The following is a 15,971-nucleotide window of genomic DNA, read 5'->3' on the forward strand; positions in this document are numbered from 1 at the left end:
GTTAATATACGGAGCGCTGTTCCGCTTTGTCAACGGCCGTCGGAAGGGGAGCGTGGTGCCCACTACAAGCCAGTCCGGGGAGGTGCCTGCCCGAAGCAAGCGGGCCGACGCGGTGCGCAACCAGCAGACGCTGCTTGCCGCCGCCGCGGCGGTGTTCGTCAACTCCGGCGTCGATGCGCCAATCCGTGAGATCGCGGCCAGAGCGGGCGTCGGGATGGGGACGATCTACCGCCACTTCCCGACTCGGGCGGATCTCGTCGTCGCCGTCTACCGCCACCAGGTCGACGCATGCGCCGAGGCCGGCCCGAGCCTGCTGGCCAGCGCCCACTCTCCGCTCGCGGCACTCCGTCAGTGGGTCGACCTCTTCGTTGACTTCCTGGTCACGAAGCACGGACTCGCTAACGCTCTGCAATCGGACAGCAGCGGCTTCGACGCGCTGCACACCTACTTCCTCGACCGCTTGGTGCCTGTCTGCGCGCAGTTGCTCGACGCCGCGGTCGACGCTGGCGAAATCAGGCCGGGTACGCACGCCTACGAACTGATGCGCGGCATCGGCAACCTCTGCATCGGACGTGACAGCGACCCCCGCTATGACCCCCGCCGATTGGTCGAACTTCTCCTTCAGGGACTACAGCGACCGCAGTCATCCTGATGTCGAGGCTCTGTCCGCAGTTCCGTGAATCCCCAGGTCAGGGGAGGGAACGGAGGATTGTTCCGGCAAGGCCGCCGGACTCACCCTCACCTGGAGTTCCGGAGTCGTCGAAGACCACGTGAACCGGGTGAAAACGCTCAAGCGGGCCATGTATGGACGGGCTTCGTTCGAACTCCTCTGGGCCCGGACTCTCACCCAGCCATGACCTGCGCGGAGTCGCGGATAGAGCCGTTTCCTGGGTTTTCGTGGCCGGAGTCCCGCCGTGGCTGGTGGTTTCGTCTCACTGACGGCTGATTGCCCGTGAGATGCCGGCGGTGACGGTTGTGGCGAGGACCCAGCCGGCAGCGGTCAGCCCGTAGGCGAGCCATTGACCGACGCCTCGTGGTGCGAAAGCCGCTTCCTGCCCGAAGGTAATGATGGGGACCAGCAGGTCGAGCGTGTAGAAGACGGCGTTGAACGGCGGTGCCTTTCCCGCTTCGAGCGGTCCGGGAGAATGGGCTGCGAAGAAGATCGCACCACAGGCGAGAAGAGCCATGAGCCAGAGGCCGGCGCGCAGAGGCCGGTAGCCGTAGCCGACGGTCGCGTCCTGGATGTAACCCCAGACGCGGATGTGCGGGCGAAGCGTAGCGCGCCGATGACGTTGCTTCGCCAGCAGCACCGTGCGTGCTTCGTCCTCGTGTCCGAGCCGCCGGTACGCGGCTGCGAGCTGTTCGTACGGCTGCGGGAGGTAGCCGTCGGTGCCGCGCCGGAGCCAGTCGAGCCGTTCGGCCGCTGCCAGGGGGGATGCGAGGGCGTCGTAAGTGGTCTCGGCCAGCCGGATATCTGCCGGCCAGGTGTCCGGGGTGTCGTACAGGGTGCCCAGCTGGGCGTTGCGTGCGTCGACGGTGCCGTCGATCGGCCGCTGGGTACGCAGATCGGTCTCCCGGGCTTGGGTCATCCGCAGGGACAAGGCGGCATCGCCAGGATGTGTGAGCGTGGCGTCGCGGAAGCTGAGCTGCGTACCGATGTTGCTGCCGTCAAGCTTGATGCCGCCGTTGACGGCGAGGCCCCGGCCGAGGTCGAAATTGCGGGTGACATGAACGTCGACAGCCTCCAGCGCGACGTCGCCGGCGTTGTTGAGAACGGCGCCGCAGAAGCCGATCGCGGCCGGGACCGTGGCACCGGACAGGATGATCCGCCCCTCGGCTCTGAAGCCCGGGTGGAAGGTGAAGCCCTCGGTGATCTGGATATGGTAGGCGTCCAGTGCATTGCCACCGGGGTTGCTCAGGGAGGCGCCCTCCAGGTCGAACTCGCCGTCGATGGAGGCACCGGATACGCGGAATCCTCCCTGGACAGCCAGGTTGGTGCACAGCGTGTCACCACCAATGGCCACATGGACCGCGGATATCGCCTCGGCCCCCGGTGCCGTTATCACAGTGTCGCGGAGGTCCAGGTCACCGTGGATCTCGGCGCGGTTCAGGATGAGGGGTCCGGTCAGGTGGCATCGGGACAGCACCAGTAGGCCGTCGATCTGGGCCATGTCAGCGGCAAGACCTGGCAGGGAGCTTCCAGGGAGGGCCAATTCGCGGAGCCTGGCGCCATGTAGCAGGGGTACTTCGTCGAAGCGGCAATCGGCCAGGACAACTGGCACGGCAATCTCGGCGAATCGCAGATCTAGGCTGCCTGTTATGCGGGCGCCGGTGAGGCGGAGTGCCGGGCGGTCACCCGGGGCGGGATCGGCGCCGGCACCCAGCAACAGCGCCTCGATGACGTCGGCCCGTATCGCGGATTCGACCGACGTGCCGTCGCGGACATCGACGGCAGTGCCCTGCGTGAAGGAGTTCCACAACTGACGTTCAACAGCACCAAGTTCATTGGGACGCATGATCGACGATCATCTCGGTGCGGACCTACCCGGGACAAGACCTGACAGCCGATCTCGCGGAGGAGGCGCTGGATCTCGTTGCAGGTCAAGGGGATCAGCCTGTCGGGAGAGGCTGGTGGGCGCGTTCGTCCGCGGTGGTGACGGCGAGGAAGCCGTGCGCGAGCATCGCGAGGGTGACCCAGCGATGCCAGGGTGTCCGGCGCCGGACCTGGTGCTCGTCCAGTCCGGTCAGTCCCTTTCCGGACTGGAACGTCTCCTCGACCGTCCATCTGCGCCCCGCCACCCGGACGAGCGTGGCCAGGGACACGGAGTCGGGCGAGTAGCAGAGGTAGAAGGCGAGTTCGCCGGTGCGCCGGTTGCGGCGGACGAGGAACTGATGGTGTCCGGGCCGGTCGTCGGCGGTGTCGGCCAGGGCCCAGTCGTAGAAGCGGTTGCCGTTGGCGCCGGTTCCTGCGGACAGCCACGCGGCATCCGGTGCCGCTGCGTCCGGCCGCCGAACTTCGCCCACGCTCCTGCCTCTACGCTTGAGACCACCGATTGATGGATGACGAACAGCGATGGAACGGAGCGTGCGGTGACGACGGGGGAAGCGAATGGCGGAGAGCTGATAGGCAAGGTCCTCGGGGGGCGTTACCGGGTGACCTCCATTGTCGGGCGCGGCGGCATGGGAGTGGTCGCCCGGGCGGTGGACGAACTGCTGAACCGAGAGGTCGCGGTCAAGGTCCTGCGAGCCTTCACCGACGCCTCCGCAGCCGAACTGGCCGACCTGCGGACCCGGATGCAGCGTGAGGCGCAGGCCGCCGCGCGCATCCGGCACGGCGGCGTGGTCACCGTGCACGACGTGACCGAGGATCAGGGCCTGCCCGTCATCGTCATGGAACTCGTCGACGGGCCCTCGCTCGACGACCTGCTGATGGAGCGCGGCACTCTGGAGCCGCACGAGGCTGCGGCGATCGGCGCCAAGCTAATGGACGCGCTCGACGCCGCGCACCGGGCCGGCGTACTGCATCGGGACGTCAAGCCCGCGAACGTGCTGCTGGAGGACAGCGGGAGGGTCGTTCTCACCGATTTCGGCATCGCCACCATGGAAGCCTCCGGCGACGACGCCATGGCCAAGCTGACCCGCAGCGGTCAGCTCGTCGGCTCCCTCGACTACCTGCCACCGGAGCGCGCGCAGGGCAGGGAGCCCGGCCCCGCGTCTGACATCTGGTCGCTCGGCATGACGCTGTACGCGGCAGTGGAGGGCACTCCGCCATTCCGTCGCAATTCCGCGTGGTCCACGTTGTCGGCCATCGTCACCGATCCACTGCCGGAGCCCGGCCGGGCGGGACCACTCACGCCGGTGCTCCAGGCACTGATGGCGAAGGAACCGGAGGACCGGCCCACCGCAGACCACGCCCGCGGCATGCTGGAGCGCGTCGCCTCGGGCCAGACGGTGCACCTCGCGTCCGCCGCCCCGAGTCCCACTCCAACGGTGGATCCCGGGGCTGCGGCCACCGTCGAACCGCCCCCCGGATTCGGCCCCCCGCTGTTCCCCCAGCCCACCTCGCAGCCTCAGCCTCCGTATGCCGACTACCCGCAGCCCGACCTGCCGCCGACGCTTCCGCAGCCCGCCGGGCCGGACGCGGGCCCCGCCGGAGTCCCCGCTCCCGAGACGAGCCGCTCCGCAGCCCGTCGCACACGGCGCCGCAGCCGCACCCTCACGGCATCAGCAGCCGCCATCCTGCTTCTCGCCGCAGGCGGCGGAATCACCTACGCCCTGACTGCCCAACAGGGCCGCACGACCACGGACGGCGCGCAGGTCAGCTCCCCGGCGGGCAGCCACCAGCCGACTGGGGGCAGCACCCCGTCGTCCGCCGGTTCTCCTGGCGCGTCCTCGCAGCCGTCTCCCTCGGAGGAGACGGACACTCACGAGGACGAGGACAGAGAGACAGGTCCCACGACGACGCCCGGCAACGACGGTCACGAGCCGGCCGCGGACTCGCCCGCCTCTCCGGAGACCAAGCCCAGTTCTACGGTGAAGGAGCCCACCCCGGTCTCGACGGGTTGCAGCGGCTGGAACCACCAGAACCGCAGCAACGGCTACGGTTACCTGGCCGACGACTACCACCTCTTCACCGGGCCGTACCGGGATTGTGCCTACGTGACCCTGGTTAAGTCCGGCGTGAAGATCTGGTACCACTGCTACGTCACAAATGCCCTTGGCAACAAGTGGATCTACGCCCGTATCGAGGGCGCGGACACCGAAGGCTGGATGTCCAGCAACCACCTCACCCGGGAGAGCGGCACACTGGTCCGCTGCTAACACCGCGAGTCGCTGGAAGCCGTGATCACCGCCATGTCCCTCCGCCGATCGGAGGCGCCCTCGGCTCACCCCGAGCCTTAGCCAACGGGTCGAAGTCGTGAGCCCGCTCGTGCCCTTGACGTGCCGGGTACACGGCCCCGGGCCGTGATGCGATGGCTGGGACCGTGTCCCCGTTTCTGCGGGTCCTGAGCAATTCCTAGCCGGAGATCACAGCCCCAGGACCGCGATGGACTTGATCGTCGCCCCCGGCTTGGTTTGCCCCCAGTGCTTGGACTTGATGTCGATCTGCTTGCCGGTGCACGAGACGCCGTTGTACACCCGGATCGTCCTCTTGGTCTGGTTGGAAACGGTCTTGCCGCCCCAGGGGTTGCAGCCCGGCGAGGGGTTCAGGCCGCTGGTGCGCTTCGTGCCGTGGAAGTCATTCTGAGACCACGTGCACACCGAACCGGCCCGGCAGGTGGGCGAGGCAGAGGCGGTTTCGGTGGCGAACGGCAGCGTCGCGATGAGCGCGGCGCCGCCGAGCGCGATTAGTTTCGTCCTCAAGGGTGTTGCTCCTGTTCCCCTATGGATCATGGTCGGGGACGAGAATTCCAGCGCTTGATCGACACGGTCAACAGCCTTTCGGCAACCTCCACCGCCCCCGCTCGCGTCCTCCTCCTGCTCACCATGCTCGGCCAGAGGCCCCGGGCCTGGCGCGAATGAGGCCTGCGACGAGACAGCCCGACCATGACCCGGCCACGGTGCGCAGCGGCGGGTGAGGACCGTCGGCCGCATGAAACTCACCCACACGACAACCGGCCCCGGCCGGGGCGGCCGCGGCTATCCGTGCCGGCTCAGGTCGTGGAAGAAGTCCTCGATGACGTGGAGCTGTCCGGAGCGGGCCGTCTCCTCGTAGACGTATTTGCCGACGGCGAGGTCGAGTACTCCGAGGCCGAAGGGTGAGAACACCAGGGGCCGGTCCGTGGGGGGTGTCACTCGTCCGGTCATGACGTCGGCGAGTGTGCCGTGGAGGAAGTTGCGGTTGCCGGTGAGCTGTTCGGCCAAGTGCGGGGACGTGTTGGCTTTGAGGCAGTGTTCGACGTCGTCGACGATGTTGGTCGAAGCCAGGAGGATCTCGGGTGCGAGGTCGCGCAGGGACACGTGCAGGACCAGGGGGTTGTGCTTGAACCAGGCCAGGTCGCTGATGTGTGGCTCGCCGGCAATGGTGGCGAAGACGACGAGGTCGCTGGAGCGGATCAGTTCCTCGGCGCTGTCGTGCACGGTGATCCGTCCGGCGGTGCCGGTCTGCTCCAGGTAGCCGCGGAAGCCGGCTGCACTGTCGGCGGACAGGTCGTGCACGCCGATCTCGTCGAAGGTCCAGCCGGTGCCGGTCAGGAAGGTGTGGATGTAGCGGGCGATCAGGCCCGTACCGAAGAACCCGATGCGCGTGGGGCGTTGCCGGTTGCGGGTGAGATGGTCGGCGGCCAGTGCCGCGGATGCGGCGGTTCTGGTGGCGCTGATGATGGAGCTTTCCAGGCAGGCGAAGGGATATCCGGTGTCGTGGTCGTTGAGGATCAGCACGGCCGATGCCCGAGGGATGCCGGCCTGGACGTTGTCGGGGAAGCTGGAGATCCATTTGAGGCCGTCGACGCGGACTTGGCCGCCGATCGAAGCGGGCAGGGCGATGATCCGGGAGGAGGGGCGGTCGGGGAAGCGCAGGAAGTAGGAGGGGGGGTTGACCGACTCTCCGGCGGCGTGCAGATGGTACGTGGCCTCGATGAGGTCCGTGATCTGCTTTTCCCGGTCCTGCAGGGCCTGCTGGACCTGGGCTCCGGAGATCACTGCGAACGGTGGCACGGTGTGCGGCTGGGACATGGCGGGCTCCATTACGGGCGGGTGCTGGGCGGTCATCGGGGGCTCACCTCGACGGTCGGCGGGCACTGGGCCGGGCGCAGCGGCTCGGCCATGGCGACGAGTACCTCGCGTGGTCCTTGGAAGGCCTCCCTGCTGTGCGCGGTGCGCACATTGTCGACGAGCATGAGGTCGCCGGCCTGCCACGGCTCGCGGGTGGTGTGCGCGGTGTAGGTGTCGTTGAGGAGCTCGACGATGTCCGGGCCGATGGGATCGCCGCCTCCGAAGCGGGTGTTGAACGGCAGCCCCTCGGCGCCGTAGACGTCGATGAGGTATTCGCGGATTTCGGGTTCGATCGTCCATTCGTTGAGGAAGGCGATCTGGTTGAACCAGCAGCGGCGGCCGGTGACCGGATGGACGGTCACGGCGGGGCGGCGCTGACAGGTACGCAGACTGCCGTCGGGTTGCCAGGCCAATTCGATGGCGTGGGTGCGGCAGTAGACCTCGATGGCGGTCCGGTCGTCGGTGCCGAAGGCTTCGGCGTAGGGGGCGCCGATCTCGTCGTTGTAGGTGCGGGTGAGCAGCCAGCCCTCCTGTTCGAAGCGGTGGACCAGCTCGGTGGGCAGGGCTTCGAGGACGGTGGGGGCGTCAGCGATGGCGGTGGCTCCGCCGGTGGTGGGTGCGGTCAGGCAGGCGAACAGCATGAGGCCGGGGGGCTGGAGGGTGTAGCTGATTTCGTGGTGCATGCACATCGGCTGGTTCGGCGGCCACTGCGAGGAGGAGTACACGCCCGGGGTGTAGGTCTGGCGGGGCGCGAAGGCTTCCCTGTCGGTCATCAGGGACGGGGCCAGTTCGTGGAAGACGGCGGCAGCCTGGTCCGCGTCGCGCAAGTGCAGGCCGCGGATGAGGACCGCGCCGTGTTCGGTGACGAGGGTGCGCAGTGCGTGGTGGTGTTCGGCTGCCCAGGCCTGCGCGTCGTCGGGGGTGTCGGTGTGCAGGATCGGGGGTTTGCCTGGGTGCAGGTCCACCTCGAGCAGGGGCGCCGGGATCGGGTACGGCATGGTGCTTTTCCTTTCGATGTGGTTCAGGAGGAGGTCAGTAGTCCGGTTGCCTGGCTCTGGGGCCTGTTGTCGACCAGGTCGGCGAGGTCGGTGAGGACGGGGTGGCGGGTGACGTCCTTGAGGGTGATGGCGCGGTCCAGGGTGATGGCGAGTTTGACTGCGGAGAGGGAGGTGCCGCCGCGGTCGAAGAAGTGGTCGTTGCGGCCGATCCGGTTCTGGGGGATGCCGAGGACTTTGGCCCAGGCGGCGGCCAGTCGTTGCTCGGTCGGGGTGGCCGGTGGCTGGTGGTCGTCCTCGGTGGTGGCGAGGTGGGCGGCGAGTGCTTCCAGTGCCTTCTTGTCGATTTTGCTGTTGGCGGTCAGCGGCAGGTGTTCGCGCCAGTGGAAGGCCGCGGGGACCATGTAGTGGGGCAGTGAGGCGCTGAGCCGGTCGGTGAGGGTGGCGGCCTGGAGGGGCTGGGGGCCGCTGTAGAAGGCGATCAGGTGTTTGCTGTGGTCGGCGCGTTCGGTGACGACGACGGCGCCGTCGCGGACACCTGGCACCCGCAGCAGGGTGTTCTCGATCTCGCCGATCTCGATCCGGAAGCCGCGGATCTTGACCTGGGCGTCCCGGCGGCCCAGGAACTCCAGCTTCCCCGAAGGGTGCCAGCGGCCGTAGTCGCCGCCGAGGTAGAGCCGTTGGCCTTCACGGTGCGGGTCGGACAGGTAGGCGGCCCGGGTGCGGTCGGGGTCGTTGATGTAGCCGCGGCCGACGCAGACGCCGGAGAACGCGATCAGACCCGGGGCGCCCAGGGGCACCGGGGTGAGGTGTTCGTCGACGACGTAGAGGTGCACGTTGTTGACGGGGCGGCCGAGCAGGACACGCTCCGGCGCCCGGTCCATGACCTCGTGGTTGGTGTCGTCGGAGGTCTCGGTGAGCCCGTAGGCGTTGACCAGCCGGGTCCGGGGCTTGGCTGCGAACCAGCGCTCGGCGAGTTCCCTCTTCAACGCCTCGCCGGTGGCCGACACGCAGCGCAGGTCGGGCAGGTCGCGGGGGCGCTGTTCGAGTTCGGTCAGGACGGCTTCGAGGTAGGAGGGGACCAGTTGCAGGACGGTGACCCGGCCCGCGGTGAGGGTGTCGAGGAAGCGGGGGATGTCGAGGATCGCGTCCTGTTCGACCAGGAGGGTCTTCCCGCCCGCCAGGAGTGCGCAGAGCAGTTGCCACAGGGAGATGTCGAAGCACTGGGGTGCGGTCTGGGCCACCACCCCTCGCGCGTCGATGTCCAGGTCGTCGATCTTGGCGTAGAGGTGGTTGAGCAGGCCGGCGTGTTCGCACATCGCGCCCTTGGGCTCGCCGGTGGAGCCGGAGGTGAAGTAGATGTAGGCGAGCTGGTCCGGTGTGACGCGGATGCCCGGATCGTCGTCGCCGTGGTCTTCGGTGCAGGCGGTGTCGATGAACAGTTTCTCGGTTTCGGGCCGGGTCTGAAGGGCGGGGTCGAGGGTGGTGGTGCTGCCGGGTTCGGTCAGCACCAGGGTGCACCCGGCGCGGGTGAGGGTGGCGGCGATGCGTTCGGCGGGGAAGTGCGGCTCGATGGGCAGGTAGACGCCGCCGGCTTTGAAGACCGCGAGGACGGCGGCCAGCCAGTCCAGGTTGCGCTCGGTGACCACCGCGACGACACCCTCACGCTCCAGCCCCCGCGCCAGCAGGGCCCGGGCCAGCCGGTTCGCCCGGGCGTTGAGCTCCCCATACGTCCACCGCCGGGTGCCGTGCACGGCGGCGACGGCGTCCGGGTGGGCCCGTACCCGGTCCTCGAACAGTTCGTGGAACCGGCGCTGCGGCAGCTCCCGGACCGGTCCGGCCAGCCCCTCCAGCTGGAACCGCAGCTCGTCGGCGGACAGCAGGCTCTGGCGTGCGTGGTCGGCATCCGGGTCGGCGGCGATCAGCGCGAGCGCGGCCAGGTGGTAGCCGGCGATCCTGGCCGCACCGTCCGCATCAAGCATCTCGGTGCGGTAGCGCAGCCCCAGACGCAAACGGCCGCCGTGCCGGGAGAATCCCACCCCGACGACGGTGGCTTCGGCCAGAACACCGCCCGCACCGCCCGGATCGAACACCGTCTCCGGCGACAACTGGGCCAGACCCAGCTCCGCCCTCAGCTCATCGACCGCACAGTCCCGGTGCGACAACAACTCCGAAACAACCAGATCAGTGGCCCGCACCAACTCCCGCCACGACACGGGCCCGGTCGACAGCCGGCACGGCAACGGCCCGCCACCCCCCACAGCCACGTAGCCGGTGGACACCTCCCGCTCCCCCGACAACGCCGCCAGCACCCTGGCATGCGCAGCCAGCAACACCGAACCCAACGGCACCGCCAACTCCCCCGCCAGCCCACGCAACACCCCCACCGTGCCGTCCGGAACCACCGCCTCGAACACGCCAACACCCGCCACCGGACGGAGGGTCCAGCGTGGGGCGGGGGTGAAACCGCCGGCTGTCAGTACGCCGCGCCAGAACTCCCGGCCGGTCTGGGTGCGACTCACATGTGTTTCCATCGGTCTCTTCCTCTGCTTGTGCTGGTGTCGCGGTGTCAGTTGCCGTCAGTTGCCGCGTGCCGGGGCGGCGTGGGTGGAGGGGTGTTCTTGGTGGGCTTCAAGGTGGGTTTTGTTGTCCGCCATTTCCCGGGCCGGGTTGCCGCCCCACTGAGCGTGCGAGGGGATTTCCTCGCCCTTCATGAGGAAGGAGTCGGGGGCGAGCATGGCGCCGTCGCCGATCGTCACGCCGTAGTGGACGAAGGCGCCGACCCCGAGGGTGCAGCCGCTCCCGAGGGCGCTGCGGTCGGACTTGAAGGCGCCGTCCTCCTGCGAGTGGCACTGGATCACAGTCCCTGCGTTCAGCGTGCTGTCGTCGCCGATGGTGACGAGGGTGCGCTCCGGGAAGAAGCAGCCGTCGTCGAAGACCCGCTTGCCGATCCGGGCCCCCAGCAGCCGCCAGATCACGTTCTTGAAGGGGGTGCCGTCGAAGACCTGGATGTAGTCGATCGAGGCCATCTTCCAGAAGCGTTCATGGCGCCAGAAGGGGGGCTCGTAGATCGAGCAGTACAGCGGCTTCTGGGCCTTGAATCCCGTGGCGGCCCGTTCGATCAGCGCGAAGTAGACGACGGTGAACGCGAGGGTGAGGACGCTGGCCAGTGCGATCGCCGGTGAGCCGATCACGGAGTGGAGGTCGACTGCGCCCATGGTGATGAGGGTGATGACGAAGAAGTGGATCCACCGCGCCAGCAGGTACAGGCCGGCGGTTGCGGCATTGTGCCTGTTCTTTGCGGTGAGGCGGCGGCGCAGCTCGTCGCCGGTCTGAAGGTGGTTGAACTTGTTGTCGCGCATCACCGTGCGCGGGATCTCGAAGCTGGGTGAGCCGAGCAGGCCCACGCCTTCGCGCGTCGGACCGTCGATGGGGACCATGACTTTCGTCGCGAGCAGGCAGTTGTCGCCGGTCTTGCCCTGTGAGGGGTAGGCGATGCGGTTTCCGAGGAAGTTGCGGGGCCCGATCGACGTGTGGGACACGCGGAAGGACGTACTCGAGAAGTCGGCGTTCATGATGGACAGTCCGTCGGCGACCATGGTGCCGGTGCCGACAGAGCTCAGGTACGGGTTCTCGTGCTGCACTTCGGTGCCGAAGTTGGACCCGGTCTGCTCGACGCGGGACAGGTCGTATCCGAGGTAGCGCAGGTAGTGGACGATGCCGGAGCTGTCGCCGAAGAGCGTGGCGAAGAACTTCCTGTTGGTCATCAGCGCGATCGCCCGCTGGATGCCGTAGTGGAAGCCGTACAGCGGATAGACCTTGCCGGGCTTGATGGCCCGGTTGAGCACGCGCGGCACGGTGCCCACGACCAGGAGGCCGGTGAGCATGGAGCCGAAGAAGACGACCAGGGAGATGGTCAGGGCATCGGCGTAGAATTCCGGGCTGGTGAAGGCCACCGCCTGCGGGTTCAGGAGCCCATGAAGCTGCGGGACGTCGGCGAGCAGGATGCTCAAGCCGCCCATCGCAAGCGGCAAATACACAATCAGCAGATTCAGCAGCTGCAGAACGCCGTAGAGGGTCCTTTTGACGGTGGGGCAGTCGGCGGGGCCGACCGTCCGGTAGTCCACCTCGGTCGGTTGCGCCGGGGAGCCGTGCCAGCGTTCGCCGGCGGGCACCGTCTGGCCTGTGTGCAGGGAGGAGGCGTGGCCCAGTTGGGCACCGTCGCCCATCGACGTGTCGATGTCGAGGACCGTGTGCTCGCTGACGAGCACATTGCTGCCGAGGGTGACCGGGCCGGTCTGGATCAGGCCGGCGTGGGCGCGGTAGCAGGACAGGAGCACGTCCTTGCGGATGACCGTGCCCTCCTTGACGGTGAGCAGGTCGGTGCAGACCGGGATCGCGTGAGAGAGGATCGTGACGCCCTTGCCGATCCGCGCGCCGAGCGCCCTGAGGTACAGCACGTACAGCGGTGAACCGGCGAACAGGCGCAGGGGGCTGGTGCGGATCAGGGTCTTGACGACCCAGAAACGCAGGTAGGCCATACCCCACAGGGGGAACTCGCCGGATCGCCAGCGGCCGACGAGCGTCCACTTCGCCACGACCGGGAGGGTGCACAGACCCAGGAAGCTCGCGCCGGCGAACAGGACCGACCGCAGGTAGAGGTCGAGCAGACCCGAGCCCGCGGAGATCCACTCGTAACCTTCCGCGGCGACGAGGGCGGCGAGGCAGGAATAGCCCAGGAAGATCAGGAACTGCAGCGTTCCGCAGACGATGTAGCGCCGTGTACCGGCCGCTGCCGTCACCTCGGCCCGCGCCGCCGCCTCGGTCGGTGCCCCCACGTCGGTCGGTGTCTGCGCCGGTACCGACACCTCCGCAGCCGGGGCCGGGGACGGGACGGGGGTGGGGGTGGGCACGGCGTCGGCGAGCGCGGTGGCCAGGCTCCGGATGGTGGGATGCCGGTAGATGTCCTTCATCGACACGGCCGGCAGGTCCGCCCGCTTCCTGACCCGCGCACAGAACTGGGCCATCACCAGGGAATCGGCACCCAGGTCGTTGAAGAAGTGGCTGTCGGTCGGTACCTGCTCGACGCGCACGACGCCGGCCAGTACCTCGGCCAGTAGCTCCTCGGTGCCGGTAACCGGGCCGGCGTCCCCGTCGTCCTGGCGGGTCGAGATGTCAGCCGGATCGGCCGTCAAGACCTCGACAGATTTCCCTAGCACGTGAGCTCCTTGAAGACGTTTCGGTCAGCGTCGGTAGGTGCGGATGGATTCGTGATGTCCGCCTCTCCAGTAGGCCCGGCCGGCGAATTCCTGTCCTGCCCCTGAATTTCGGGGCTTGACGCAACACACCGGTCTTGATAGCCCGACTGCTCTGCGGTCCGTCGCCCTGCGTTCCCTTGCTTTCTGTGCGCGTCGCCCGGCCTACGACCGCGTATCACAGGCACCCGTGCAATCCGCGGGGAAATCGCCCGGGAATTGAGTTGACCGCCCGTCTGGCCCAGCGTTTTCCGGGTGGGGAACCACATACCCCGGTGGGGTGGGACAGGTTGGAGGCCCGGACCGGAAGCTGCGGATGACCCTGATTCAGGTGGTTGGTTCAGCCCCTCCCCCGGCACGACACGGCTGCTTATGCGGGAACAGGGTGCGTGTCAAGTCCCGAATTTCGGTGGCATGACAAGGCTGCACCGATTCCGGCGTACTGGAGGTGTTCCGGCGAGTCGCAACTCGCCGCCGAATTCCTCCCCGGGTCGCGCCGAGACGGATCAGCGGCCGGGAGGCACTCCGCCGCAGTCGAGGAGACGACCATGCCTGTCATTTCCGCTCCCCAGGCCTTCAACGAGGACGAGCTCTACGTCGACCTTGAGGGAATCTTCGGGCGGTCGCTGTTCCTCAAGTGCGAGGGCTTCAATTTCGCCGGCTCGATCAAGCTGAAGGCCGCGACCGAGATGGTCGAGGCCGCCGAACGCGACGGCCTGCTGACCCCGGACTCGGTCCTGGTCGAGTCGTCCTCGGGAAACCTGGGCGTGGCCCTGAGCATGATCGCAGCCAGCAAGGGCTACCGGTTCCTGTGCGTGACCGACTCGCGCTGCAATCTGCCGACCAGGCTGATGATGGAGGCCCTGGGCAGCCAGGTCCACGTCATCACCGAGCCCGACCCCGTCGGCGGCTTCCTCGGCGCGCGCATCGACCACGTACGCGCGCTGTGCGCCTCCGACGACCGCTATGTGTGGCTCAACCAGTACACCAACCCCAGCAACGGCATGGCCCATTACCGAAGGACCGCCCCGGCCATCGCCCGGCAGTTCCCGGACCTGGATGTGCTGTTCGTCGGGGCCGGCACCACGGGGACTCTGATGGGCTGCGCGCGCTACTTCCGCGAGTGGCACCGGCAGGTGCGCATCGTGGCCGTCGACAGCGTGGGCTCGGTGACCTTCGGGGGCGCCCCGGGCCGGAGGATGATTCCCGGGCTGGGCACCAGCAGGCGCCCGCCACTGCTGGACGAGTCCTATATCGACGATGTGGTGTGCGTGCCGGAGGCCGACACCATCCGGGCCTGTCACCGGCTGGCCAGGCGCGGGTTTCTGTTCGGGGGTTCCACCGGCACAGTGGTCAGCGGCGCGATGGACTGGCTGGCCCGGCAGGAGGGACGGGAGCTGACCGCGGTGGCCATCGCCCCGGATCTGGGTGAGCGGTATCTGGAGACCATCTACCAGACCAACTGGGTCCAGGACCTGTACGGCGAGGACGTCCTCGACACCCAGGCGCTGACCACCGCATCCCAGGCAGCCTGACCCCCGCACATGGTGAAGCCCAGATCGCCTCGCGGTTCCGCGCGGAGATCGCCGGCGGCCACGGTGCGCGTCACGCCCCCACGCGCACCCTGCGCACCGCTGGCCACACGATCACCTTCAGTGCTGCGACCGGGGCGACCGGAGCCGGTGAGCCCGGCGGCCCTGCGCCTGGCCCACTGCACCGGCCTCGCCACGCCGGCCTCACAGGCTGATGTGGTACGCCTTGCGCAGCGTCTCGTGCACCGTCCACGTCGTACGGTCCCCCTCACGCAGGACGCATGCGTCCCCCGGCCCGACCTCCAGCGTGTCGCCGCCCTCTACCTCGATGGTGGCGCGCCCGCTCACGACGACAAAGAGTTCGTTGGCCTCGGTGTCGGTGACCACGCCCGGCGTGATCTGCCAGATGCCGCGCAGCTGCTTGCCGTCCTCGGACTCCCACAGCACCCTGCCGGTCACGACCGGCTCCCCGGAGACGATCTGATCGGGGTCGAGCGGCTCGACCTCCAGGTCGGCGTCCGGAATGTGCACAGCGAACGAAGGCGAAGCGGGCTGGGCGGCTGAGTGATCAAAGGTTGTCATGGCGCGTCACCTTAGCGGGCGGAAGATCTGTGGTGCGTGGCGAGCCGTGCCCTGTTCGCCACCAATCCTGAGCAGCGTCTTCCGTACGTCCGATGGTCCCCTGAGCCCATGTCCAGCCGGAACTTTGTACAAGCCCACCTGGATCTTCTGTGTCGGCAAAGTAATGCGGCGACTGCGGCGAACGGGTGCTGCAATGCCGCTTGTCCTTACGGGACTTGAACCGGATCTCGGCGATCTTCGGCCCCTTGCGGGTGCCCTTCGTCCACGCGAAGAAGTTGCGGTACGCGGTGTTCAGGTTCCGCAGCGACTGCTGCAGCATTACCGCGGATACCCCCCGAGCCAGGAACGGGCCAGGTGTCCTTGTGTGTGGGCAGCGCGTCGTTGAACACGACGCGGCCCTGGCCTGCCGCTGCTTATTGGTCCGGGCCGAGGTGGGGAACTCGGCCCGGGCCAATGAGCAGCGGCGGTGCAGCGCGGCATGTGCCGGGGACGTGCGCCGGTGCCGGATCGCCTTCTTGGCGGTTTGCCGCTCGGGTGGCCGGGCGTCACAGTCCCAGGGAGATGGCCAGCCGGGTGAGTTCGGCGGTGCTGCTGATGTTGAGCTTGGCCCGGATACGGCGCAGATAGGCGTCGACCGTGTGCTTGGAGAGCCCCATGTGGCGGGCCGTTTGCAGGTAGGTGCGCCCTGCGGCGATATGTCGCAGTGTCTCCCGCTCACGCGGGGCCAGCGCAGGCGCGGGGGCTTCGATGTGCGGCGTGGCGAGGGTGAGGCTCATGGGATTTCCTCCGACTGATCGGCTCGGTCATCACTGCTCACACCCTCGGAAGCAGGGGACAAATGCCTGAATATTACTATTTGTCCGCTTTCCGAAAAGCCTGCCCGGGCGACTTCA

At 68.0% G+C, this 15,971-nt stretch carries 12 protein-coding genes and 1 pseudogene; 3 read left to right on the forward strand and 10 right to left on the reverse strand.

Annotated features, from left to right (window positions below; genetic code table 11):
- The first annotated feature begins 55 nt into the window (after window positions 1-55).
- Window positions 56-652 (forward strand): TetR/AcrR family transcriptional regulator, encoded by a 597-nt coding sequence (locus OG966_RS02110; protein ID WP_326655052.1) that lies wholly within the window; start codon window positions 56-58, stop codon window positions 650-652.
- Between the two features lie 280 nt (window positions 653-932).
- Here OG966_RS02110 and OG966_RS02115 read toward each other — a convergent pair whose 3' ends face one another.
- Both OG966_RS02115 and OG966_RS02120 read right to left on the reverse strand, forming a co-directional pair.
- Window positions 933-2,516, reverse strand: a complete 1,584-nt coding sequence (locus tag OG966_RS02115) for an oxidoreductase (protein WP_326647578.1) — start codon at window positions 2,514-2,516, stop codon at window positions 933-935.
- A 62-nt stretch (window positions 2,517-2,578) separates the two neighbouring features.
- A pseudogene (locus OG966_RS02120) lies at window positions 2,579-2,991 on the reverse strand (IS701 family transposase); the annotation flags it as partial.
- Window positions 2,992-3,060: 69 nt separating this feature from the next.
- Between OG966_RS02120 and OG966_RS02125 the strand changes: the two are divergent.
- Complete coding sequence (locus OG966_RS02125) at window positions 3,061-4,821, forward strand: serine/threonine-protein kinase (protein ID WP_326647580.1); 1,761 nt, start codon at window positions 3,061-3,063, stop codon at window positions 4,819-4,821.
- A gap of 207 nt (window positions 4,822-5,028) precedes the next feature.
- On the opposite strand, the gene OG966_RS02130 is transcribed toward OG966_RS02125, so the two are convergent.
- The 5 genes from OG966_RS02130 to OG966_RS02150 all read right to left on the reverse strand — a co-directional run bounded on the left by OG966_RS02130 (window position 5,029) and on the right by OG966_RS02150 (window position 12,928).
- Window positions 5,029-5,364, reverse strand: a complete 336-nt coding sequence (locus OG966_RS02130; protein WP_326647581.1) for a peptidase inhibitor family I36 protein — start codon at window positions 5,362-5,364, stop codon at window positions 5,029-5,031.
- A 276-nt stretch (window positions 5,365-5,640) separates the two neighbouring features.
- The gene (sbnB, locus tag OG966_RS02135) at window positions 5,641-6,675 is read right to left on the reverse strand and encodes a 2,3-diaminopropionate biosynthesis protein SbnB (RefSeq protein WP_326647582.1); all 1,035 of its coding nucleotides are present in this window, start codon (window positions 6,673-6,675) and stop codon (window positions 5,641-5,643) included.
- Between the two features lie 32 nt (window positions 6,676-6,707).
- Window positions 6,708-7,712, reverse strand: coding sequence for a TauD/TfdA family dioxygenase (locus OG966_RS02140; protein WP_326647583.1), 1,005 nt, complete (start codon window positions 7,710-7,712; stop codon window positions 6,708-6,710).
- Between the two features lie 23 nt (window positions 7,713-7,735).
- On the reverse strand, window positions 7,736-10,231 hold the full coding sequence (locus tag OG966_RS02145) for a non-ribosomal peptide synthetase (protein WP_442806655.1): 2,496 nt from the start codon (window positions 10,229-10,231) through the stop codon (window positions 7,736-7,738).
- Window positions 10,232-10,288: 57 nt separating this feature from the next.
- Complete coding sequence (locus OG966_RS02150) at window positions 10,289-12,928, reverse strand: Pls/PosA family non-ribosomal peptide synthetase (RefSeq protein ID WP_326647584.1); 2,640 nt, start codon at window positions 12,926-12,928, stop codon at window positions 10,289-10,291.
- A gap of 584 nt (window positions 12,929-13,512) precedes the next feature.
- Between OG966_RS02150 and sbnA the strand changes: the two genes are divergently transcribed.
- Window positions 13,513-14,499 (forward strand): 2,3-diaminopropionate biosynthesis protein SbnA, encoded by a 987-nt coding sequence (gene sbnA / locus OG966_RS02155; RefSeq protein ID WP_326647586.1) that lies wholly within the window; start codon window positions 13,513-13,515, stop codon window positions 14,497-14,499.
- Between the two features lie 201 nt (window positions 14,500-14,700).
- On the opposite strand, the gene OG966_RS02160 is transcribed toward sbnA, so the two are convergent.
- The 3 genes from OG966_RS02160 to OG966_RS02170 all read right to left on the reverse strand — a co-directional run bounded on the left by OG966_RS02160 (window position 14,701) and on the right by OG966_RS02170 (window position 15,854).
- Window positions 14,701-15,078, reverse strand: coding sequence for a cupin domain-containing protein (locus OG966_RS02160; RefSeq protein WP_326647587.1), 378 nt, complete (start codon window positions 15,076-15,078; stop codon window positions 14,701-14,703).
- Window positions 15,065-15,397 (reverse strand): hypothetical protein, encoded by a 333-nt coding sequence (locus OG966_RS40675; protein WP_406733340.1) that lies wholly within the window; start codon window positions 15,395-15,397, stop codon window positions 15,065-15,067. The genes OG966_RS02160 and OG966_RS40675 overlap by 14 nt, the downstream gene beginning before the upstream one ends.
- Before the next feature lie 226 nt (window positions 15,398-15,623).
- On the reverse strand, window positions 15,624-15,854 hold the full coding sequence (locus OG966_RS02170; RefSeq protein ID WP_326647589.1) for a response regulator transcription factor: 231 nt from the start codon (window positions 15,852-15,854) through the stop codon (window positions 15,624-15,626).
- Window positions 15,855-15,971: the final 117 nt, after the last annotated feature.

This window comes from Streptomyces sp. NBC_01750, from assembly GCF_035918095.1.
GTDB lineage: Bacteria > Actinomycetota > Actinomycetes > Streptomycetales > Streptomycetaceae > Streptomyces.